At 66.1% G+C, this 21,796-nt stretch carries 19 protein-coding genes; 5 read left to right on the forward strand and 14 right to left on the reverse strand.

The window, feature by feature from the left end:
* Positions 1-5: 5 nt before the first annotated feature.
* Together ilvN and QM615_RS03275 are read right to left on the reverse strand one after the other, a co-directional pair.
* Positions 6-509: an acetolactate synthase small subunit gene (gene ilvN, locus QM615_RS03270; protein ID WP_032397758.1), complete on the reverse strand. Its 504-nt coding sequence runs from the start codon at positions 507-509 to the stop codon at positions 6-8.
* Complete coding sequence (locus QM615_RS03275) at positions 506-2,461, reverse strand: acetolactate synthase large subunit (RefSeq protein ID WP_068049511.1); 1,956 nt, start codon at positions 2,459-2,461, stop codon at positions 506-508. Before QM615_RS03275 ends, ilvN begins: the two co-directional genes overlap by 4 nt.
* A gap of 257 nt (positions 2,462-2,718) precedes the next feature.
* On the opposite strand from QM615_RS03275, the gene QM615_RS03280 reads away from it, so the two are divergent.
* Positions 2,719-3,303, forward strand: a complete 585-nt coding sequence (locus tag QM615_RS03280) for a PH domain-containing protein (protein ID WP_262498306.1) — start codon at positions 2,719-2,721, stop codon at positions 3,301-3,303.
* A gap of 60 nt (positions 3,304-3,363) precedes the next feature.
* Positions 3,364-5,205 (forward strand): dihydroxy-acid dehydratase, encoded by a 1,842-nt coding sequence (gene ilvD / locus QM615_RS03285; protein ID WP_149405536.1) that lies wholly within the window; start codon positions 3,364-3,366, stop codon positions 5,203-5,205.
* Positions 5,206-5,280: 75 nt separating this feature from the next.
* Here ilvD and QM615_RS03290 read toward each other — a convergent pair whose 3' ends face one another.
* On the reverse strand, positions 5,281-6,255 hold the full coding sequence (locus QM615_RS03290; protein WP_149405535.1) for a DoxX family protein: 975 nt from the start codon (positions 6,253-6,255) through the stop codon (positions 5,281-5,283).
* A gap of 93 nt (positions 6,256-6,348) precedes the next feature.
* Here QM615_RS03290 and QM615_RS03295 point away from each other — a divergent pair, with 93 nt between their 5' ends.
* Entirely contained in the window at positions 6,349-7,497 is a 1,149-nt protein-coding gene (locus tag QM615_RS03295; RefSeq protein ID WP_149405534.1) for a PQQ-dependent sugar dehydrogenase, read from the forward strand.
* A gap of 61 nt (positions 7,498-7,558) precedes the next feature.
* On the opposite strand, the gene gatB is transcribed toward QM615_RS03295, so the two are convergent.
* Positions 7,559-9,070, reverse strand: a complete 1,512-nt coding sequence (gene gatB, locus QM615_RS03300) for an Asp-tRNA(Asn)/Glu-tRNA(Gln) amidotransferase subunit GatB (RefSeq protein WP_094671441.1) — start codon at positions 9,068-9,070, stop codon at positions 7,559-7,561.
* Positions 9,071-9,164: 94 nt separating this feature from the next.
* On the opposite strand from gatB, the gene QM615_RS03305 reads away from it, so the two are divergent.
* Positions 9,165-9,629: an acyl-CoA thioesterase gene (locus QM615_RS03305; RefSeq protein WP_262498317.1), complete on the forward strand. Its 465-nt coding sequence runs from the start codon at positions 9,165-9,167 to the stop codon at positions 9,627-9,629.
* A gap of 23 nt (positions 9,630-9,652) precedes the next feature.
* On the opposite strand, the gene QM615_RS03310 is transcribed toward QM615_RS03305, so the two are convergent.
* From QM615_RS03310 to gatC, 4 genes are all read right to left on the reverse strand, one after another.
* Positions 9,653-10,684, reverse strand: a complete 1,032-nt coding sequence (locus QM615_RS03310; RefSeq protein WP_094642260.1) for an ATP-dependent 6-phosphofructokinase — start codon at positions 10,682-10,684, stop codon at positions 9,653-9,655.
* Between the two features lie 127 nt (positions 10,685-10,811).
* A complete protein-coding gene (locus QM615_RS03315; protein WP_262498305.1) occupies positions 10,812-11,891 on the reverse strand; it encodes an alpha/beta hydrolase in 1,080 nt (359 codons plus the stop codon).
* A 6-nt stretch (positions 11,892-11,897) separates the two neighbouring features.
* Complete coding sequence (gatA, locus tag QM615_RS03320) at positions 11,898-13,370, reverse strand: Asp-tRNA(Asn)/Glu-tRNA(Gln) amidotransferase subunit GatA (RefSeq protein ID WP_149405532.1); 1,473 nt, start codon at positions 13,368-13,370, stop codon at positions 11,898-11,900.
* On the reverse strand, positions 13,367-13,666 hold the full coding sequence (gatC, locus tag QM615_RS03325; RefSeq protein WP_068045762.1) for an Asp-tRNA(Asn)/Glu-tRNA(Gln) amidotransferase subunit GatC: 300 nt from the start codon (positions 13,664-13,666) through the stop codon (positions 13,367-13,369). Before gatC ends, gatA begins: the two co-directional genes overlap by 4 nt.
* A 306-nt stretch (positions 13,667-13,972) precedes the next feature.
* On the opposite strand from gatC, the gene QM615_RS03330 reads away from it, so the two are divergent.
* Positions 13,973-14,623 (forward strand): ACT domain-containing protein, encoded by a 651-nt coding sequence (locus QM615_RS03330; RefSeq protein ID WP_149405531.1) that lies wholly within the window; start codon positions 13,973-13,975, stop codon positions 14,621-14,623.
* A 31-nt stretch (positions 14,624-14,654) separates the two neighbouring features.
* On the opposite strand, the gene ligA is transcribed toward QM615_RS03330, so the two are convergent.
* From ligA to QM615_RS03360, 6 genes are all read right to left on the reverse strand, one after another.
* A complete protein-coding gene (gene ligA / locus QM615_RS03335) occupies positions 14,655-16,805 on the reverse strand; it encodes an NAD-dependent DNA ligase LigA (protein ID WP_262498304.1) in 2,151 nt (716 codons plus the stop codon).
* Positions 16,806-16,860: 55 nt separating this feature from the next.
* Positions 16,861-17,043, reverse strand: coding sequence for a hypothetical protein (locus QM615_RS03340; RefSeq protein ID WP_068045768.1), 183 nt, complete (start codon positions 17,041-17,043; stop codon positions 16,861-16,863).
* A 65-nt stretch (positions 17,044-17,108) separates the two neighbouring features.
* The gene (locus tag QM615_RS03345) at positions 17,109-18,296 is read right to left on the reverse strand and encodes a GGDEF domain-containing protein (RefSeq protein WP_149405530.1); all 1,188 of its coding nucleotides are present in this window, start codon (positions 18,294-18,296) and stop codon (positions 17,109-17,111) included.
* Between the two features lie 131 nt (positions 18,297-18,427).
* Positions 18,428-19,447: a methionine synthase gene (locus tag QM615_RS03350; RefSeq protein WP_149405529.1), complete on the reverse strand. Its 1,020-nt coding sequence runs from the start codon at positions 19,445-19,447 to the stop codon at positions 18,428-18,430.
* Entirely contained in the window at positions 19,444-20,532 is a 1,089-nt protein-coding gene (mnmA, locus tag QM615_RS03355; protein ID WP_068045774.1) for a tRNA 2-thiouridine(34) synthase MnmA, read from the reverse strand. Before mnmA ends, QM615_RS03350 begins: the two co-directional genes overlap by 4 nt.
* Positions 20,532-21,770 (reverse strand): cysteine desulfurase family protein, encoded by a 1,239-nt coding sequence (locus QM615_RS03360; protein WP_068045777.1) that lies wholly within the window; start codon positions 21,768-21,770, stop codon positions 20,532-20,534. Before QM615_RS03360 ends, mnmA begins: the two co-directional genes overlap by 1 nt.
* Positions 21,771-21,796: the final 26 nt, after the last annotated feature.

The raw sequence follows: 21,796 nt of genomic DNA on the forward strand, positions 1-21,796 counted from the left end.
GCCGCTCAGCGCGACGCTGTGATCGATTTCGGTCCACGTCCGACGGCAACGACTCCCGACTGAACTATTTCTCGAATTCCATAGGGGTCCAACATCTTCAACAACGCATCGAGCTTCGAGCGGGTGCCCGTCGCCTCGACCGTCACGGCCTCGGGAGACACGTCGATCACCTTGGCGCGGAACAGGTTCACCGTTTCGATGACCTCACTGCGCACACTGGCGTCGGCGCGGACCTTGATCAGCACCAACTCGCGAGCCACCGAGGAGTCGTCGTCCTGCTCTACGATCTTGATGACGTTGATGAGCTTGTTGAGCTGCTTGGTCACCTGTTCGAGCGGGAATTCGTCGACGGTCACGACGATCGTCATCCGCGAGATCTCGGGAATCTCGGTGCCGCCGACGGCAAGCGAGGAGATGTTGAATCCACGGCGCGAGAACAGCGCGGCGACGCGGGCCAGCACACCTGGCTTGTCCTCGACGAGGACGCTGAGGGTATGGCTCGTGCTCACTTGTCGGTGCCTTTCACGTCGTCGATCTGCGGGTGCGGGGCCTGCTCGCGCTCCATGGCCTCGTCGAGGCCTGGCTCGCTGCCCACGGTCTCGTCCTCGTCGAACAGCGGACGGATTCCGCGGGCGGCCATGATCTCGTCGTTGCCCGTTCCGGCAGCGACCATCGGCCACACCTGCGCGTCGGCTCCGACGATGAAGTCGATGACGACCGGACGATCGTTGATCGCTCGTGCCTGCGCGATCACCGCATCGACGTCCTCTTCCCGCTCGCACCGCAGCCCGACGCAACCGAGCGCCTCGGCGAGCTTCACGAAATCGGGGATGCGGACGGCACCGTGGGTACCGAGGTTGGTGTTGGAGTAGCGCTCCTCGTAGAACAGCGTCTGCCACTGGCGGACCATGCCGAGGTTGCCGTTGTTGATGAGGGCGACCTTGATCGGGATGCCCTCGACCGCACAGGTCGCGAGTTCCTGGTTGGTCATCTGGAAGCATCCGTCACCGTCGATGGCCCACACCTCGGCGTCGGGGAGGCCCCTCTTGGCACCCATTGCGGCCGGGACCGCGTACCCCATCGTGCCGAGGCCACCCGAGTTGAGCCACGTGCGCGGCTTCTCGTAGTTGATGAACTGCGCGGCCCACATCTGGTGCTGACCGACGCCGGCGCAGTAGATAGCGTCGGGTCCGGCGAACTTGCCGACCGAGCTGATGACGAACTCCGGTGACATCGATCCGTCGGCCGGGCGGTCGTAGCTCAGCGGGTAGGTCTTGCGGATGCCGTTCAGGTAGACCCACCACTGCTCGAGGTCGAGCGTGGTTCCGGTCGCGCGGTCCGCCCGCAGCGCCTCGATGAGTTCGGTGATGACCTCACGGCAGTCGCCGACGATCGGCACGTCCGCGTAGCGGTTCTTGCCGATCTCGGCCGGGTCGATGTCGGCGTGAATGACCTTGGCATCGGGGGCGAAGGACGAGAGCTGACCGGTGACGCGGTCGTCGAACCGGGCACCGAGCGTGATCAGCAGATCGCTCCGCTGCAACGCGGCCACCGCGGCGACGGTGCCGTGCATACCCGGCATTCCGAGGTTCTGATTGTGCGAGTCGGGGAACGCGCCGCGAGCCATCAGAGTGGTCACGACCGGGATTCCGGTCAGTTCGGCGAGCTCGAGCAGTTCCGCCGAGGCGTCGGCCTTGATGACGCCGCCGCCCACGTACAGCACCGGCTGCTTGGCGTCGGCGATGTAGCGGGCAGCTTCGCGGACCTGCTTGCCGTGCGGCTTGGTGACCGGACGGTATCCGGGCAGACGCATCTCCGGCGGCCACGAGAACGTGGTCTGCGCCTGCAGCACGTCCTTGGGGATGTCGACGAGCACGGCACCGGGACGGCCGGAGGAGGCGATGTAGAACGCCTCGGCCATGATGCGCGGGATGTCGGCACCGTCGGTGATGAGGAAGTTGTGCTTGGTGACCGGCATCGTGATACCCGAGATGTCGGCTTCCTGGAAGCCGTCCGTCCCGATCAGACTGCGGGCGACCTGACCGGTGATCGCGACGACCGGAACCGAATCCATCTGAGCGTCGGCCAATGGGGTCACGAGGTTGGTCGCGCCGGGACCGGACGTCGCCATGCAGACGCCGACCTTGCCGGTCGCCTGGGCGTAGCCCGTCGCGGCGTGGCCCGCACCCTGCTCGTGGCGCACCAGAATGTGGCGCACCTTCACGGAGTCGAAGAGCGGGTCGTAGACCGGGAGAACCGCGCCACCGGGAATGCCGAATACGGTGTCGACGTCGAGTTCTTCGAGGGCTCGGACGACCGACTGTGCGCCGGTGACCTTCTCCGGTGCGACGTGGCGTCGCGAACCGTTGGTCGCCGCTTCTGCGGACGGGCTGGTCGACGGGCTGGAGGCTGTCCCCGACTTACGGGTCGTGGGCCCTGGGCGTGCGGTTGGTGCGCTCACTGATTGCTTCCTCAGGAATGTGAAATTGCTGGGCGATCTCTGGGCAAGAAAAAACCCCCGTCAGCGTGAGCTGTACGAGGGTGGCGCGTCGATGCGAGTTTGAACAACCGGCTCAGGCGTTGACGCGCCGGCCGATTACGAGTATCCAATTCCGCTTCACGCGCTCGACGGTAGGCGCGCGCACAGGGAAGAGTCAAACTCGTCACGACGCAATCCCATTATGTGAGATCGCGTAGATGCAATGCGAAGATGAATGGGTGTCGTCTTCGCAGCAGTCCGAACCACCTCGGCCATCATCCCACACCGCACCCGAGTCACCGAACGGTGCCGAGGGAGCGCAACCATCGAGAACCCAGGTCATTCGAGTCCCGCGCCTCGCGCTCCTCGGCGTCGGCCTGCTGCTGTTCGGCACCGGACTGACTGCCGCCAGCTGGCCCGCGGCCATGGGATGGCTGCTGATCCTGCCGATCGTCGCGGGCATCTGGGTGTTTCGAGTGCGCACGGTCATCTCTCCCGAGGCGATCACGGCTCGACGGTTCGTGGGTTCGGATGTGATCGCGTGGGAATCGGTGGCGGGTCTGCACTTCCCGGATCGCCGCTGGGCGCGGGTGGTCCTGACCGACAAGAGCGAGAAGTCGTTGCCGCTGGTGCGATTCGATCTGCTCCCCCAACTCGCCGCGGCCAGTGGCGGCCGGATCACCGACCCCTATGCCGCTGCAGCAGCCGCGGCCGAAGCCGAAGCCGAAGCCGAGGCCGAAGCTCGAGACCTCGAGGACGGCGAGGACGGCGAGGACGGCGAGGACCGCGAGAACGGCGACGAACAGGCAGCGAAGGAGCAGTAGTCGGCGGCGAGTAACCTCGTCGCTGCGAGAAACCGCCGCAACGAACGAGGACAACGCACTATGCCGCCGCTACGCTCACGGGTCACCACTGTCGGACGCAATGCCGCGGGCGCGCGCTCGCTGTGGCGCGCCACCGGAATGACCGATTCGGATTTCGGAAAGCCCATCGTCGCCATCGCGAACTCGTACACCCAGTTCGTCCCCGGCCACGTGCACCTGAAGAACGTCGGCGAGATCGTCGCCGACGCCGTCCGAGCGGCAGGCGGAGTCCCCCGGGAGTTCCACACCATCGCCGTCGACGACGGGATCGCCATGGGCCACGGCGGCATGCTGTACTCGCTGCCCAGCCGCGAGATCATCGCCGACTCCGTCGAGTACATGGCCAATGCGCACACCGCCGACGCGCTCGTCTGCATATCCAACTGCGACAAGATCACTCCCGGCATGCTCAATGCGGCGATGCGCCTGAACATCCCCGCCGTGTTCGTCTCCGGTGGACCGATGGAGGCGGGCAAGGCCGTGGTCGTCGACGGCGTCGCGCAGGCACCGACCGACCTGATCACCGCGATCTCCGCCAGTGCCAACGACGCCGTGTCCGAGGCGGGCCTCGACGAGGTCGAGCGCAGCGCGTGCCCCACGTGCGGCTCGTGCTCGGGCATGTTCACGGCGAACTCGATGAACTGCCTCACCGAGGCGCTCGGCCTGGCACTGCCCGGCAACGGCTCCACCCTGGCCACTCATCAGGCCCGTCGAGCACTGTTCACGCGTGCCGGCACCACCATCGTCGAGGCCGCACTGAAGTACTACCGCGACGAGGACGAATCCGTACTCCCCCGCAACATCGCCACTCCGGCCGCGTTCCGTAATGCCATGGCTCTCGACGTGGCGATGGGAGGGTCAACCAATACGGTGCTGCACACCCTCGCCGCCGCACAGGAGGGCGAGGTCGACTTCGATCTGGACACCATCGACGCCATCAGCCGTAAGGTCCCGTGCCTGTCGAAGGTCTCCCCAAACTCCGATTACCACATGGAAGACGTGCACCGCGCCGGCGGAATCCCGGCTCTCCTCGGCGAACTGCGGCGCGCGAACCTCCTCGAAACCGACGTCTCGACCGTGCACACGAAGAGCTTCGAGGAGTGGCTCGACACGTGGGACATCCGATCCGGCAAGGCGTCCGCCGAGGCCGTCGAGTTGTTCCACGCCGCCCCGGGCGGAGTCCGCACCGTCGAACCGTTCTCCACGGGAAACCGCTGGTCCTCGCTCGACACCGACGCCGCAGGCGGCTGCATCCGCGATCTCGAACATGCCTACACGGTCGAGGGTGGCCTGGTGGTACTGCGCGGCAACATCGCCGTCGACGGTGCGATCCTCAAGACCGCAGGCATCGACGAGGACCTGTTCTCCTTCCAGGGTCCGGCACTGGTCGTCGAGTCGCAGGAAGAAGCCGTCTCGGCCATCCTGCAGAAGAAGATTCAGCCCGGTGACGTGCTGGTCGTTCGCTACGAGGGACCCAAGGGCGGTCCGGGCATGCAGGAGATGCTGCACCCGACGGCTTTCCTCAAGGGTGCCGGTCTGGGCAAGGTCTGCGCACTGATCACCGATGGCCGCTTCTCCGGCGGAACGTCGGGACTGTCCATCGGACACATTTCCCCCGAGGCCGCTGCCGGCGGTGTGATCGGGCTCGTGGAGAACGGCGACCAGGTCCGGATCGACGTCGCGACCCGCACCCTCGAGATCCTCGTCGACGAGGAGACCCTCGAGACGCGGCGAGCGAAGATGAACGCGTCCGAGCGACCGTGGCAGCCGGTCGACCGTCAGCGCACGGTCACCACCGCTCTGCGCGCCTACGCGGCGTTGGCGACATCCGCGGACAAGGGTGCTGTTCGCTACGTCCCCTGAGGGTGAAACGCACGTGAGCGGAACGTCGTAGCAGGCTACGAGGTTCCGCTCACGTGGTCTGGACGGTGTCCGGAGTCAGCGGACGACGGGGTTGGCCCCGTTGAGGAAGATCCAGATGCACACGCCCGCGGCGATACCGACGACGAGTGCGAGGAACGAACCGATCCGCGGCCGGGTGGCCCATCCGCGTCGGCCGTCGAATGCGATCTTGCCCGGGCCCGTGAGAATGATCGCGGCAGCGGCGAAGCCGAGAACCGTCTCGTACTCCACGCCGCCGGTGCCCGAGAACTGCAGTCCGGGCTCGACGGCTTGCTTGAAGCACCAGGCGTTGATGATCGTGGCCAGCACAGCGGCACCTGCCAGTGGTGTTGCCAGACCCAGGATCAGCAGCGCGCCGCCGAGGGTTTCGCCTGCCGCGGCCGCGATCGCGAGGATCTCCGAGTAGCGGAATCCGGAAGTCTCCAGCAGGTTCTGAAATCCGTCGAGGCCGGGGCCGTTCCACAGTCCCACGAGCTTCTGCAGTCCGTGACCGAGAAACACCGCGCCGATGGTGACGCGAAGGATGAACAGGCCCAGGTCGGTGCTGCCGCGGCGCGCGGGAACCTCGACGGTCTCCGTACGAATCTCCGGCTCGGACGCGACTGCTGCTACCGGAGCCGCGGCTGCGGTGGTGCCCAGATACTCGGTGGAGCGATCGGAATAGGCACTCGACGACGTGTTGTCGGAGGCCGATGGGCGGTCGGTCGACGATTCGGCGAAGGCGGACGGGCGATATGCCTGCATCTTCTCCGTCGGCTGTGCATCGGCCGAGCGTGAATCGGACGAGGACGAGTGCGGAAAGTCGAGTTCGTCGTCGGTTCGTGGCAGTCGGTCCGAACGCTGAGCGCCGAACGCCGTGGTCGGCGCACCCGAGGTGTCGGTGCGGTCGGACGCCGGCGTCTCGGAGGTGGAACGCGAGGGTGGAATCTTCTCCGTGGGGTTGTCGTACGGGCTCTCGGCCGGTTCGTACGACGTATCCGGCCGGTTGGGGTCGCGCGGTGTATCGGTCACCTCTCCACACTAGAGCCGATGAGTGCTCGTCACCGACGTTGACGCTCACGGCCGCGTGGCGAGTCTTCCCCGGCGTTCCGTACCGTTCGAAGTATGAAGCCGGTCGGAGCGTCGCCACGAACTGCAACCGCTGCCGTCGTCGCCCTATCGATGACCGCTGCCCTGCTCGCCGGGTGCGCCCGATTCGACGACTCGAATGCGTCGCCGTTCACTCCTGCGCCGGAGGTGGGCGCGGCCGAACTGGAACCGACGACCCCCAGCGAGACGACGCCGCCGTCCGATCCCGATGCACCGCCACCGCCCTCCGGTCCGTGCGTCGACCCCGATCCGGCGGTCATCGCGACATGCCTGGACACCACGGGCGGGCTGGTAGCGCTCCCCGACGGACAGTCGGCGCTGGTTGCCGAGCGTCGCACCGGTCGCATCATGGAGGTCACCGCCGGCCGGACGCCGGTCGAGGTGGCGCGAATCGATGTCGACGGCACCGGAGACGGCGGCCTTCTCGACATCGCGTTGTCCCCGACGTACATCGAGGACGGGTTGCTCTACGCCCTCATCACCACATCCGCGGACACCAGGGTGGTCCGCCTGGCCCAGGGCGATGTACCCAAGGACATCCTGACCGGTATCCCCCGCGGCGCGACGGGCAATCGCGGGGCGATCGACTTCTACACGCCGAACGAACTGCTCGTCCTCACCGGCGACAACGGCGATCCGGCTGCGGCTGCCAGCCCGAACTCGCTGTCCGGCAAGTTGTTACGGGTGACCTCGCTGTCCCCGACAACGAACCCGCCGCGACCGCAGATCGCGCTCAGCGGTATCGGTACGGCGGGCGACGTCTGCACCGACGGCACCGGAAACATCTACGTCACCGACCGCACCGCGCTCGAGGATCGCCTGCAGCGCATCGACTCACTGGGCGCAGTGTTCAACCCTGTGTGGACGTGGCCGGACCGTCCGGGTGTTGCCGGATGCGCAGCGGGAGAAGGTGGCGTGGCGGTTGCACTCACAACGGCCAAAGCTGTTGCAGCACTGACCACGGACGCGAACACCGGAGCTGTCTCGGCCGAACCGACACTGCTGATCCAGGACGAGTACGGCCAGTTGAACGGCGCGACGAGCTCGGCCGATGGACAGATTCTGGTGGGCACCGTCAACAAGAACGGTGCGGAGCCCGGACCCACCGACGACCGCGTCGTCAAAGTGCCGTTCCCCGGCGGCGGCGGAGGCGGTTTCGACTGAACGAGAAACGACCGAGGCCGAGCGCTCGATTGCGCTCGGCCTCGGTCGTTCTCCGTCGTGATCAGGGCTGGCCGCAGGCCTCTAGCACGAGTTCCTTGACGCGAGCGGCATCGGCTTGGCCGCGTGTCGCCTTCATCACCGCACCGACGATGGCCCCGGCGGCCTGAACCTTTCCGCTGCGGATCTTCTCCACCACACCGGGATTCGCTGCGAGCGCCTCGTCCACGGCGGCCTGCAACTTGGTGTCGTCCTTCTCCAGTACGAGATTGCGCGCAGCCATGACCTCTGCAGGCTCACCCTCGCCCGCCAGCACCCCGTCCACGACCTGACGGGCACCGTTGTTGTTGAGCTTGCCGTCTGCGACCAACGCCGCCACCTCGGCGACCTGAGCCGGGGAGATGGACAGATCGGTCAGTTCGACTCCGGCGATGTTGGCCTGCTGCGCCAGGTACGACACCCACCACGACCGCGCCGCCTGCGCCGACGCACCCGCCTCGACCGTCGCCGCGACCAGCTCGAGCGCACCGGAATTCACCAGATCGCGCATCTCCTCGTCGGAGACACCCCACTCCTTCTGAATCCGACCGCGGCGCAACCACGGCAGCTCGGGCAACGTCGTCCGAAGCTCCTCGATCCACGCCGCGTCGGGAGCGACGGGCGCAAGATCGGGCTCGGGGAAGTAGCGGTAGTCCTCGGCGGTCTCCTTCTTGCGGCCGGCGGTGGTGGTTCCGTCCGACTCCTGGAAGTGCCGAGTCTCCTGCGTCACCTCTCCGCCCGATTCGAGAACCGCTGCCTGACGCCGCATCTCGTACCGAACGGCAACCTCGACGCTCTTGAGCGAGTTGACGTTCTTCGTCTCGGTGCGCGTGCCGAATTCGGTTGCCGTCTTCTCCATCAGAGACACGTTGGCATCGCAGCGCAACGAGCCCTGATCCATCCGCACATCGGACACGTTCAGCGACTTCAACAGGTCGCGCAACGCGGTGACGTACGCCCGTGCGACCTCGGGCGCACGGGCACCGGTTCCGGTGATGGTCTTGGTCACGATCTCCACCAACGGAACCCCGGCACGGTTGTAATCGAGCAGCGAATGCGACGCCCCCTCGATACGGCCGGTCGCACCGCCCACGTGCGTCGACTTACCGGTGTCCTCCTCCATGTGCGCGCGCTCGATCTCGACTCGAAACGTACTGCCGTCGTCGAGCAGCACATCGAGGTAGCCCTCGGTGGCGATGGGCTCGTCGTACTGCGAGATCTGATAGTTCTTCGGCTGATCCGGGTAGAAGTAGTTCTTGCGAGCGAACCGTCCCCACGGGGTGATCGAGCAATTGAGCGCCAGCCCGATCCGAATCGCCGACTCCACCGCAGCCGAGTTCACCACCGGAAGCGCGCCGGGAAGGCTCAGGCACACCGGGCACACCTGGGTGTTCGGCTCGGCACCGAATTCGGTGGGGCAGCCGCAGAACATCTTGGTCGCCGTGCCCAACTCCACGTGGACCTCCATGCCCAACACGGGGTCGAACTTGGCGAGCACATCGTCGTAATCGATCAGATCGACGGTTGCAGCAGTCATGGTCAGTAGTTTATGCATTGCACACGACGCGCGAGTAACCACGTGCACTCGTTACCGTGCACGGGTGACTCCCCCAGAGAAGCAAACACTGTCCATGACCGTGCTGATGACACCCGACATGGCCAACTTCTCGGGCAACGTCCACGGCGGCACGATTCTCAAGTTCCTGGACCAGGTGGCGTACGCCTGCGCCAGCCGCTACGCGGGGGCCTATGTCGTGACTCTGTCGGTCGATCGCGTCGTGTTTCGCGAACCCATCCACGTCGGAGAACTGGTCACGTTCTCTGCGTCGGTCAACTACACCGGCCGCACCTCCATGGAGGTCGGTATCCGCGTGGAAACCGAGAACATTCAGCGCGGTGAATTGCGCCACACCAACAGCTGCTACTTCACCATGGTCGCGATCGGCGACGACGGCAAGCCGAAGACACTGCCCCAGTTGACGCCGACCACCGAGGTCGGTGCTCAGCGCTTCGAGGCAGCGCGGCGACGGCGCGAACTACGCCGCGAGACCGAGGAACGCGAAGCCGAAATCCAGCAGGCGTCCGGTCGCATCTGACGGCTCACGCCGCCACACCGAATTCAGCCGAAGAACGCGGCGGCGTCGTCGTATCGGGTCTGCGGTACCCGCTTGAGTTGCTTGGTGGCCTCGGCCAGAGACACCAGGCCGATCTCGGTGCCGCGCAACGAGACCATCTTGCCGAAGTCTCCCGAATGCGCCGCATCGGTCGCGTTGACGCCGAATCGTGTTGCGAGAACACGGTCGTACGGCGTCGGCGTTCCACCGCGCTGGACATGGCCCAGCACCGTGGTGCGTACTTCCTTGTTGATACGGCGCTCGATCTCGACGCCGAGCTGGTGGGCAACTCCGGTGAATCGAACGTGGCCGAACTCGTCGATTCCGCCGTCGAGAAGCTGCATCGAGCCCTCGATCGGCTTGGCACCCTCGGCGACGACACAGATGAAGTGCGAGTCTCCGCGCTGAAAACGCTTGCGCACCAACGTGCACACCTCTTCGACGTCGAACGGCTGCTCGGGAATGAGCGTCATGTGCGAACCGGACGCCAGGCCGGCGTGCAGAGCGATCCACCCCGCGTGCCGACCCATCACCTCGACGAGCATCACGCGCTGATGGGATTCTGCGGTGCTGTGCAGTCGGTCGATCGCATCGGTGGCGATGGTCAGAGCCGTGTCGAAGCCGAATGTGACGTCGGTGCAATCGATGTCGTTGTCGATCGTCTTGGGCACACCGACCACCGGCACACCCTCTTCCGACAACCACGCGGCAGCGGTGAGGGTTCCTTCGCCGCCGATCGGGATCAACACGTCGATGCCGTTGTCCTCGAGAGTCTGCTTGACCCGATCGAGTCCGGCGCGCAACACATCCGGATTGGTGCGTGCGGTGCCGAGCATCGTGCCGCCCTTGGTGAGCAACCGGTCGTTGCGGTCGTCGTTACGCAGTTGCACTCGACGGTCTTCGAGAAGACCTCGCCATCCGTCCTGGAAACCGACGACGGTGGAGCCGTACCGGGCGTCCGCGGTGCGTACGACTGCGCGGATCACCGCATTGAGCCCTGGGCAATCGCCGCCTCCGGTCAGAACTCCGATGCGCATCGATTTTCGCCTCTCTGCTCGCAGGTCCGTGAAGCGGACCCGGTGACGGACGTCAGCCTAATCGGGCGTGGGATGCTGCGCGCGTCGGTACCGTTCGGTGCTCACTTCGTCGAGGCGAGGCCGTGCGTCAGTCGAGCAGACCCACACGCTCGCCGAGCCAGTCCATCTCCTGTTCCAGCGCCGGAGCCCAGACCTGCATCGAGTGTCCACCGGGCAGCTCGCTGTAGTGCGCGTCCACACCGGATGCCACTGCAGCCTCGAACGCACGCTCGGTCTGCGGCCGGAACTCTTCGTCGTCGGCACCCACGACGAAGGCACCGGCCGAATCGGGAAAGCTGTTGCGCGAGAGTATGTTCAGCGGCGTCGTGCGCTCGAAACGCGCCTCGTTCGCCGGGGTGTCCGTGCCGTATGCCGCTGTAACGGACTCGCTTCTCGTGCCCCGACGTTGCTCGTCCTCACCCGAGATGTCGAGAAAGGTGGGGTACACCGACGGTGCTGTCACCGCCAGCTGCAGCGCGCACGTTCCCCCGTAGGAATAGCCGCCGACCGCCCAGGCCCTCGGATCCGAGGACACCCGAAAATTCGACCGAACCCAGTGCGGCACATCGACCGACAAGTATGTCGCGGCATTTCCGAGATCCGAATCCATACACATCGGATTCGCCTCGGTGTCACCCAGACCGTCGGCCACCACGACGATCGGGGCCGCACCGCCGTGCCGCGCCGCGAAGGCGTCCATCGTCTGGGCCAGACGACCACCCTCGATCCAGTCGACGACGTGGCCGGGTTGGCCGGTGAGCAGCACCAGCACCGGTAGATCGCTCGCTCCGGCGTCGTACGACGCCGGAACGTAGACGGTGGCGGGCCGCGCGGCGAAGTGCGACACAGTGCCGGGCACGTCCACATCGACCAACCGGCCGGGGCCCTCGGTCACGGCCGGACGGTGGCCCAGCGCCACGGCCACCGTCGGGTATCGAGTGACGGTCAGATTGGTGAGCACCGTCGCCGCCAACAGAAGCGACGCCACGAGACCGAGAGCGCTCAGCGGGCCGAACACCGATCCCAGTGCTCGGCCTCGCCGGACCCGCAGGACGACAGCGACGGCCAGGACCGACGTCACGACAACGGCCGCCGTCGACGCGAGCACGGGCACTGCACCGGAGAGCAAGGGCAGATGAGCCAGATCGGCAGCCCACCGATGCAGCACCTCTGACTACCTCAGATCGCCGCGAGCGGCCTCGTATGCGGCACCGACGCGGTAGAGCCGCTCGTCCGCGAACGCCGGAGCCATGATCTGCAGACCCACGGGTAGTCCGTCCTCGCAGGCAAGACCCGACGGAACCGACATCGCGCAATGACCGGCAAGGTTGGTCGGCAGCGTGCAGAGGTCGTTGAGGTACATCGCCATCGGGTCGCCGACCTTGTCCCCCAACGGGAATGCCGTCGTCGGGGTCGTCGGCGACACCAGCACGTCGACCTTCTCGTATGCGGCATCGAAGTCACGTGCGATGAGCGTGCGCACCTTCAGAGCAGAGCCGTAGTAGGCGTCGTAATATCCCGCGGAGAGGGCGTACGTCCCGATCATGATGCGACGCTTGACTTCCGGCCCGAACCCCTGCGCGCGCGTGGTGGCCATGACCTGCTCGGCGCTGTGCTTGCCGTCGTCCCCCGCACGCAATCCGTACCGCATGCCATCGAACCGAGCCAGGTTGGACGACACCTCCGACGGAAGGATCAGGTAGTAAGCGGCCAGTGCATGCACGAAGTTGGGGCACGACACCTCGACCACCTCGGCACCGAGTTCGGTGAGTGCGGCGACCGCAGCATCGAACGACGAGATCACACCGGGCTGGTACTTGTCCGAGTGCAATTCCTTCACCACACCGACGCGTACGCCCGTCAGGTCACCCCGAGCACCCTCTCGTGCCGCTGCGACGACCGGTCGAACAGCCATGTCGACCGATGTGGAGTCCCGCGCGTCGTATCCGGCGATGACCTCGTGCAGCAACGCGGTGTCGAGCACGGTCCGACCACACGGGCCACCCTGATCGAGTGACGAGGCACAGGCGATCAGTCCGTAGCGAGAGACGCTGCCGTAGGTCGGCTTGGTTCCCACGGTGCCGGTCAGAGCCGCCGGCTGACGGATCGATCCACCGGTGTCGGTGCCGATGGCCAGCGGGGCCTGGTACGACGCGAGCGCCGCAGCACTGCCGCCGCCGGAGCCGCCGGGGATCCGAGTGGTGTCCCAGGGGTTCTTGGTCGGTCCGTACGCCGAGTTCTCGGTGGACGAGCCCATCGCGAACTCGTCCATGTTCGTCTTGCCCAGCACTGGAATGCCCGCGGCCCGCAGCTTCGTGGTCAGCGTCGCGTCGTAGGGCGACATCCACCCGTCGAGAATCTTCGATCCGGCCGTCGTCGGCATGTCGGTCGTGGTGAACACGTCCTTGAGAGCAAGCGGCACGCCGGCCAGAGCCGAGGCAGGTGCGTGTCCCGCCGACAGTCCCGCATCGACGTCGGTCGCTGCTGCGAGTGCCTCGGCTCCTGCGACGTGCAGAAATGCGTGCAGGTCACCATCGACCTCGGAGATCCGGTCGAGATGCGCCTGGGTCACCTCGACGGCGCTGATCTCACGCGCGTGGATGCGGGTGGCGAGCTCGGACGCGTCGAGCTTCGTCAGGTCGGTCATTCGCTCTCTCCCAGAATCTGCGGCACCGCGAAACGGCCCTCCTCGGCGTTCGGTGCACCGGACAGCGATTGCTCCGGCGTCAGGCCTGGAACGATCACGTCGGGACGCGTCACGTTCACGATGTCACTGGGGTTGGCCGTCGGCGGAACGTCGTCCGTCGCCACTTCGGCCACTGCCTTGACGTGATGAAGAATCGAGTCCAACTGGCCGGCGAACTCGTCGAGTTCGGCGTCGCTGAGAGCCAAGCGCGACAGCCGGGCGAGGTGAGCGACCTCGTCGCGGGAGATGTCTGGCACCGCGTAGACCCCTTTCAGACGGTAGGAGCGGAGCCTGCAGAAGCGGCCCCGTATTCGTGCAGAGCGAACCTCACGGGTTCGCGAACGCGGTCCAGCCTAGTGCGTAGTGTTACGCGGGCTTCGCGCACTCCTCGTGGGCACAGCGGGTGTCGGAATTGTCACGGCCCGCGTTGCGCGACGTACCGGACAGGTCGAAGATGCAAGGATTGCTCGCGCCGGGGTGCACAGTGTTCCCTTCTGCCAGCCAGCAACGACCGCTGACGCTGGGGTGGCCGCAGTACGCCAGAAGTCGAAAGGGAGCGTGACATGTCCTACCTGCTCCGCGTCCAACTGCCGGATCGTCCGGGCAGCCTCGGATCGTTGGCCGTCGCGCTCGGTTCGGTCGGGGCGGACATCCTCTCCCTCGACGTCATCGAACGCGGCGACGGTTATGCGGTCGACGATCTGGTGGTCGACGTTGCTCCGGGTTCGCTTCCGGACACGCTGATCACGGCTGCCGAGAACCTCACCGATGTCCGGGTCGATTCCATCCGCCCATACACCGGCGTCCTCGACACGCATCGTGAACTGGAATTGATCGATCGCGTCGCCGCGGCGTCCGACGATCGACTTCAGGTGCTCGTCGACGGAGCTCCCCGCGTCCTCCGAGTGGGGTGGAGCACCGTCGTCGCCACCAACGCGCACGGCCCGTTCCGTCTGGTGGGCAGCTCGGGGGCTCCCGAGACTCACGCCGCCGAGCTGCCGTGGTTCCCGCTGAGCGCCCCCGCTGCTCTGGATTCCGACGCCGAGTGGGTGCCCCAGGTATGGCGCGACATGGACACCAAGATCGCCGCTGCTCCCCTCGGCACCACCGGCACCGTGCTGATGCTGGGCAGGCCTGGCGGCCCGGAGTTCAGACCCTCCGAGGTTGCCCGACTCGGTTATCTCGCCGGCATCGTCGCGACGGTACTGAACTGACGCACCGAGGCACTGACGCGTCCGGGCTCGATCAGTCCGCCGATCCAGGTTCTGCTTCGGTCGGAGCCACGGCCTCGGGTCCCTCGGTCAACAGCAGGGTGAAACCCGCTTCGTCGAGTACCGGCACGCCGAGCTCGATTGCCTTGTCGTGCTTGGACCCCGGAGCTTCGCCGACGACCACGAACGCCGTCTTCTTGGACACCGAACCTGCAGCCTTGCCACCTCGCAGCAGAATCGCTTCCTTGGCCTCGTCACGTGAGTAGGACGTCAGCGACCCGGTGACCACGATCGAGAGCCCCTCCAGGTTCCGCTCGATCGACGCATCACGCTCGTCTTCCATCCGCACGCCTGCTGCTTGCCACTTGTCGACGATGGCGCGGTGCCAGTCGACCTCGAACCACTCGGAGACTGCGGCCGCGATAGTGCCACCCACCCCGTCGACCGCCGAGAGTTCCTCGACCGACGCCGCCTGTATCCGCTCGAGGCTGCCGAACTCCCCTGCCAGTGCTCGGGCTGCCGACGGCCCCACGTGCCGAATGGACAGACTGACCAGCACCCGCCACAGCGGCTGATTCCGTGCGGTGGCCAAGTTGTCGAGCAACTTTCGACCGGTGGCGGACAACGACCCGGATTTGGTGCGAAAGATCGCCGTCTTCATCAGGTCGTCCTCGGTGAGCGAGAACAGATCGCCCTCGTCCTCGATGGCGCCGGTGGCCAACAGGTCGGATGCGGCCTCGTACCCGAGGCCCTCGATGTCGAATCGCTGCCGCTCGGCGACGAAGAACACCCGCTCACGGCGCTGCGCCGGGCAGAACTGCGAGTTGGGGCACCGCAGGTCGGCGTCACCCTCCTTGGCCGGGGCCAGAGGCGTCGAGCACTCCGGGCACTCGGTGGGCATGACGAACTCGGTCTCGTCACCGGTCCTGGCGTCGACGACCGGGCCGAGAACCTCCGGAATGACCTCTCCCGCTTTGCGAATGGTCACGGTGTCACCGATCAGAACGCCCTTGCGCTTGACCTCCGAACCGTTGTGCAGCGTCGCCAGCGACACTGTGGACCCGGCCACGAGCACCGGCGTCATGTACGCGAACGGCGTCACTCTGCCCGTCCGGCCCACGCTGACGCGGATGTCGAGCAGCGTCGTGGTGACTTCCTCCGGTGGGTACTTGTACGCGATCGCCCACCGCGGCGCGCGAGACGTCGTCCCCAGTCGACGATGCAGCGACATGTCGTCGATCTTGACGACCAGGCCGTCGATCTCGTGTTCGACGTCGTGACGGTGCTGGTCCCAGTAGACGACCTTCTCGACGACGGCGTCGACGCCCCGTACTCGGGTCGTGTGGGTGGAGATGGGCAGCCCCCAGGCGCGAAGCGCCTCGTACGCGTGCCACTGCGACTCCGGGGTGAAACCCACCATGCGACCGAAGCCGTGGCAGATCATTCCCAGACGTCGCTTGGAGGTGACCGCCGGATTCTTCTGTCGCAGCGACCCCGCCGCCGAGTTTCGTGGATTCGCGAACGGGGGCTTGCCCTCTGCCACGAGCGAGGCGTTGAGCGCCTGGAAATCCTCGAGCCGGAAGAAAACCTCGCCGCGCACTTCCAACAACTCCGGCACGGGGTACTGCTCGCTACCCGTCAGAGTGTCCGGGATGTCGTCGATCGTGCGTGCGTTGAGCGTCACGTCCTCACCGGTCCGCCCGTCACCTCGGGTGGCACCGCGCACGAGCGCCCCGTTCTCGTACACCAGATTCAGTGCAACGCCGTCGATCTTGACCTCGCACAGATACTCCAGATCAGGCCCTGCCTCGGTCTCGACTCTTTTGGCCCAGGCACGTAGCTCGTCGTGATCGAACACGTTGTCCAAGCTCAACATTCGCTCGAGATGGTCCACGGCGGTGAATTCCGTCGCGAAGCCACCCCCGACGAGTTGCGTCGGTGAATCCGCGGTGCGCAGATCCGGGTGTGCTTCTTCCAGCTCGTTCAGCTCACGCAGCAACGCGTCGAACTCGCCGTCGGACACGATCGGCGCGTCGCGCACGTAGTAGCGGAACTGATGACCGCGTACTTCCTCGGCCAGCATCTGCCATCGCTCACGATCGGCCGACGACGCGGCATCGAGTTCGACACCGACGGTCCCTGCGGTCTCGTCGTTTCCTGCGGGCGGTTCGGTCGCTTCGGGCACGTGTCGAAGATTATCCGAACCCACCGACAGAGAAGCACGGGCTGCAGCCCAGCGACTACCGCCCCAGCAGACCCAGCAACAGCGTCGCGGCGATGATCGCCACCGCGCAGACACCGGCGGTCAAGGCGAATCCGGTCACGAAGGAGTCGGCGTAGATTCCGCCGAGCACGGAGGCCATCACCGACAGCAGCACTCCGGCAGGCAGTCCACGTCGCTGAGCATCCGATAGCCGATACATCGCACGATCATCGCAGAGGTCCCACCCAGGCACACCGGCGCATCGAGCGACGTCGGTTCGAGGGCTCAGATCTCGTCGATGACCAAGCTGTTTCCCCCGGACTGCTTGGACCGGTACATCGCCGCGTCCGCCGTACGGGCTGCTCTGCCGACCACGGACTTCCCCACGTCCCACAGAGCCGAATCCTCGCGCAACAACGCCATTCCCACGCTGACGGTGACGGGGATGTCGTCGCGGTGGTCGCAGAGCACCCGAACCGCGTCGAAGCCGAGATCGACCATCCCCCGCGCATCACCGACCATGGCGACGAGGAACTCTTCTCCACCGGTTCGGGCGAGCACTCCGCCCTGATGCCGGACCAAGCGGCGCAGCCGATCGGCGACGCGCACGATCACTTCGTCGCCGCGGCTGTGCCCGAATCGGTCGTTGACGGACTTGAACTTGTCGATGTCGACAACCAGGAAGGCCATGGACATACCCCGCTTGCTGGCCTGATGCCACAGGTCCAGCAGTTCGCTGTCGATGCCGCGCCGGTTGTACACCCCGGTCAGCGGATCGAGAACCGATCGCTTGGCGTCGTTGGACAGCGTCGTCCACGCCACCTGAGCGAACACCGGTACACCGACGGTGGCGAGAAGGAGAACCACAGTGGCCGTCGCCACCGAAGGCCCGTCGATGTATTCGACCTCCCCGTTCATCACTGCCAGGAACACGCGGACGCCGAACCCGATGATGAACGTCGCGGTCCATACCAGGTGCGCCACCAGCAGTCGCGGACTGAGGAAGTAAGTGCAGAACGCCCCCGTGACGGCGAACAACACGGTTCCGATCAAGGACGCGACGGGTGCGTACAGAATCAACACCGAGGTCGTGAGAATGTCCCCGAAGGCCAGAAACGCGACGAAGAACTTCTTCCCGGGCAGCGGCCCGAACACACACCGCGCGGCGACGAACACCTGGGTGACGAGAACGAAGAGAACCCAGCCGATCGCCACACTGCCCTGAGGACCGAGATCGCTGAACAGCATCAGTATCGACGTGACGGCGTACAGCATCGTGGCGGTGCCGAACACGGCACGAATGATCCCGGTCAGCGGACGGGTCGATCTGTGATTGAGGATCCACTCGAAATCGTGCGGAGCCCGATACCAGTCGGAGGTGGCCGCGGCCAGTTTCGCCAGGAGACCTCGGCGGTGCCTGCCGGAACGCCGCAGGGAGGCAACCTCGTCGAAGTCGCGACCACCTGATGCCATTTCCGAACTCCCACGTATTCAACAGACCCCCAACGGCCATGTGAATAGTGTCACACCTGTTCGACGTACTAGTAGTAGTGGGCTCGATCGTCCGGAGTCCGCGGTGTTTCACTCCGTCCGGCTGTGTAATCTCACAACGAATCGGGTGAATCTCCGAACGCGGCGGCCACGTCGTGGGCGAGTCCTGTTGCGCGACGGGCCCACTCCGGTGTGCTGCCCGCCAATCCACATGCAGGCGTCACAGAAATCCGGGAGGCCAGAACCGACCTGTCGAAACCGAGTCGGTCGATCAATGTGACACCCGGCTCGGCCAGTTCCCGCCATTGAGGCGGCCGCGCGGGGGCTTCGGACGGAATCAACCCGAGCATCAGTGTCTTGCCGGATTGCAGCAGCTCGCCGACTCCGTCGAAGTCGCTGCGGCGCAGCGCAGTCGCGTCGACGGAAACCGCAACGGCACGCGAACGGCGAAGAAGATCGAAGGGAACGTCGCCGTCGCAGCAATGCACCGCAACGGGAAGGTCGATCGTCTCGATCAGTGAATCCAGCAGGTCCAGAACGTCCGGTTCCGGGACTGCCCGCACCGAATCGAGGCCGGTGATGCCCGTCAGGCTACCGGCCAGAACGGCTGCGAGACTGGGTTCGTCGAGCTGAACGACGACCTCGACCCCGAGCCGACGCGTCATCTCCGCACAATGCAGACGCAGTCCTTCGCCGAGAGATTCGGCGAAATGCCGCAGCGCCCCGCGATCGGTCAGGGCCCGATGCCCGTGCCGAAGTTCGACCTGCGCTGCCATCGTGAACGGACCGGCGGCCTGGACCTTGATGGTGCGGCCACTACCGCGAAGGCCCGAGACCTCCCACAATTCCTCGAGCACATCGAGGTCCTCGGCCAGGAAATCGGTCGCCCGACGGCCGGCGAGCATAGGACGTGGCACGACGCGATAGCCGGAGGTGCGTACGTCGAGTTCGACGTCGACCATGATGGCGCCGGTGCGCCCGATCATGTCCGCGCCCAGACCGCGGGCCGGAAGTTCGACGATGTGCGGAAGCTCGGTGAACTCCCCTACGACGACCGCCGCGGCCTCACGGATGTCGGTGCCCGGCCACGAACCGATACCGGTCGCGAGCCCCGCGAAAACGCTCGGGGTCACTCGCGCTCGGATCGAGTGCCCGAGATGGTCGAGCTGCCGATGACGATGTCTCCGTGAATGTCCTTGCGGTACAGCACCGCTGCCTGCCCCTTGGCCACACCGGTCAGTGGGGACCGCAGTTGGATCTCCATGCCGTCGCCCGCTGCCTCGGCGACGGCCTCGGTCAGTCCACCGTGCGCGCGAACCTGGACGACGCACTCGATGGGGCCGGTCGGGGCGGTACCTTCGGTCCACACCGCGCGGTCACCGCTGATCGCCCAGACGTCGAGCTTCTGAGCGGAGCCGACCATGACCGTGCCACTGTCGGGTTCGATCGACGTCACGTAGCGGGGACGGCCGTCGGCGGCCGGTCCTTCCACGCCGAGGCCCTTGCGTTGCCCGATGGTGAAGCCGTGAACGCCCTCGTGATCGGCCAGTTCGGCTCCGGTCTCGGAGTCGACGACCTTGCCCGGGCGCACGCCGATACGCGCGCCCAGGAATGCGCGAGTGTCGCCCGAGGGGATGAAGCAGATGTCGTGACTGTCGGGCTTGTCGGCAACGGCCAACCCTCGCTCGGCAGCTTCCTCGCGAATCTCGGACTTCGGGGTGTCGCCGATGGGGAACATCGCACGCGAGAGCTGTGCCTGGTTCAGTACCGCCAACACGTACGACTGGTCCTTGTCCGCGTCCACGGCACGTCGCAGGACGCCGTCGTGCAGTTGCGCGTAGTGCCCGGTCGCCACGGCGTCGAAGCCCAGCGCGAGGGCGCGGTCCGCCAGAGCGGAGAACTTGATCTTCTCGTTGCAGCGCAGGCACGGATTCGGGGTCTCGCCCGCAGCATAGGACGCGACGAAATCGTCGATGACGTCCTCTTTGAAGCGATCGGCGAAATCCCATACGTAGAAGGGGATTCCGAGTACGTCGGCAGCGCGACGAGCATCACCCGCGTCTTCCTTGGAACAGCAACCACGCGAACCGGTGCGCAGAGCTCCCGGAGCGGTCGACAGAGCCAGGTGCACGCCGACGACGTCGTGGCCCTCGTCCACGGCACGGGCCGCGGCCACGGCCGAGTCGACTCCCCCGCTCATAGCAGCCAGAACACGCATCAGCGATTTCCTCCTCGAGCTCCGACGCCGGCCATTCCGGCGGCGCGAGCACGTTCGACGACCTGCGGCAGAACCGCAAGCACAGTGGTGACGTCCGATTCGGACGAGCCGGCTCCCAGCGAGAACCGCAGTGATCCACGGGCGACGGCCGGATCGCACCCCAGCGCAATCAGTACATGGCTGGCGCTGGCGACGCCTGCGGTGCACGCCGAGCCCGTCGAGCATTCTATGCCCGCCGCGTCGAGCAACATCAACAGCGAATCACCCTCGCACCCGGGAAAGGTGAAATGCACGTTCCCGGCCAGCCGGTCGTCGCCTTCCGGACCGTTGAGGATCGCGTCGGGAACGGCGTCTCGGATTCCGGCGATCAACCGATCTCGTAGTGCTCCGAGTTCTGCTCGGTGCCGCGCGGAGTCCTCGACGGTCGAACGCAGCGCAGCCGCCATCGCGACGACGCCTGCAGTGTCCGGAGTGCCCGATCGAACGTCTCGCTCGTGCCCCCCGCCGTGGAAGAGCGGAACACACGGGACCTGGCGGCCGAGCAACAACGCTCCGACGCCCTGGGGTCCGCCGAACTTGTGCGCGGCGATGCTGAGAGCGGACAGGCCGCTCTCGGAGAACCCGACGGGCAGATGCGGAACGGCCTGGACCGCATCGCTGTGCATCGGAACCCCGTATTCGGCGGCCACGGCTGCGAGCTCGGCGATCGGCATGACGGTGCCGATTTCGTTGTTGGCCCACATGATCGTCACCAACGCGGTCTCGTCGGCATGCAGGGCCAGCTCGGCGCGCAGGGCATCCGGGGTGACCCGCCCCTCGGCGTCGACCGGGAGCCACGTGACACTCGCACCGTCGTGTGCGACGAGCCACTCCACTGCGTCGAGCACCGCGTGATGTTCAACCGAGCTGGCGATGATTCTGGTCAGTGCCGCATCGGAGTCTCGACGGGCCGCGAAGATGCCCTTGACGGCAAGGTTGTCACTCTCGGTACCGCCGGAGGTGAAGATCACCTCGGACGGGCGCGCGCCCAGGTCCGCAGCAATCGACTCGCGGGATTCCTCCACCCGACGCCGAGCGGACCGACCGGAGGTGTGCAGCGAGGACGCGTTGCCCACCGTGGCGAACACAGATGTCATCGCCTCGATCGCGCTCGGCAACATCGGGGTCGTCGCTGCGTGATCGAGGTACACCGGTGGCCGCGGCGGGACGGGAGCAGTCGTACTGCGCACAGAAGGCATAACAGGCTAGACGATACCCGCTGCCG

It is taken from the genome of Rhodococcus sp. IEGM 1341, from assembly GCF_030056895.1.
GTDB lineage: Bacteria > Actinomycetota > Actinomycetes > Mycobacteriales > Mycobacteriaceae > Rhodococcoides.

Excerpts from the sequence above, each read along its gene's own strand:
- QM615_RS03305 (WP_262498317.1), top strand. The coding sequence starts at position 9,165 with ATGACCGTGCTGATGACACCCGACATGGCCAACTTCTCGGGCAACGTC.
- mnmA (WP_068045774.1), bottom strand. The coding sequence starts at position 20,532 with ATGCGTGTTCTGGCTGCTATGAGCGGGGGAGTCGACTCGGCCGTGGCC.
- QM615_RS03310 (WP_094642260.1), bottom strand. The coding sequence starts at position 10,684 with ATGCGCATCGGAGTTCTGACCGGAGGCGGCGATTGCCCAGGGCTCAAT.
- QM615_RS03330 (WP_149405531.1), top strand. The coding sequence starts at position 13,973 with ATGTCCTACCTGCTCCGCGTCCAACTGCCGGATCGTCCGGGCAGCCTC.
- gatB (WP_094671441.1), bottom strand. The coding sequence starts at position 9,070 with ATGACTGCTGCAACCGTCGATCTGATCGATTACGACGATGTGCTCGCC.
- ilvD (WP_149405536.1), top strand. The coding sequence starts at position 3,364 with ATGCCGCCGCTACGCTCACGGGTCACCACTGTCGGACGCAATGCCGCG.
- QM615_RS03360 (WP_068045777.1), bottom strand. The coding sequence starts at position 21,770 with ATGCCTTCTGTGCGCAGTACGACTGCTCCCGTCCCGCCGCGGCCACCG.
- QM615_RS03345 (WP_149405530.1), bottom strand. The coding sequence starts at position 18,296 with ATGGCATCAGGTGGTCGCGACTTCGACGAGGTTGCCTCCCTGCGGCGT.
- QM615_RS03340 (WP_068045768.1), bottom strand. The coding sequence starts at position 17,043 with ATGTATCGGCTATCGGATGCTCAGCGACGTGGACTGCCTGCCGGAGTG.
- QM615_RS03295 (WP_149405534.1), top strand. The coding sequence starts at position 6,349 with ATGAAGCCGGTCGGAGCGTCGCCACGAACTGCAACCGCTGCCGTCGTC.
- gatA (WP_149405532.1), bottom strand. The coding sequence starts at position 13,370 with ATGACCGACCTGACGAAGCTCGACGCGTCCGAGCTCGCCACCCGCATC.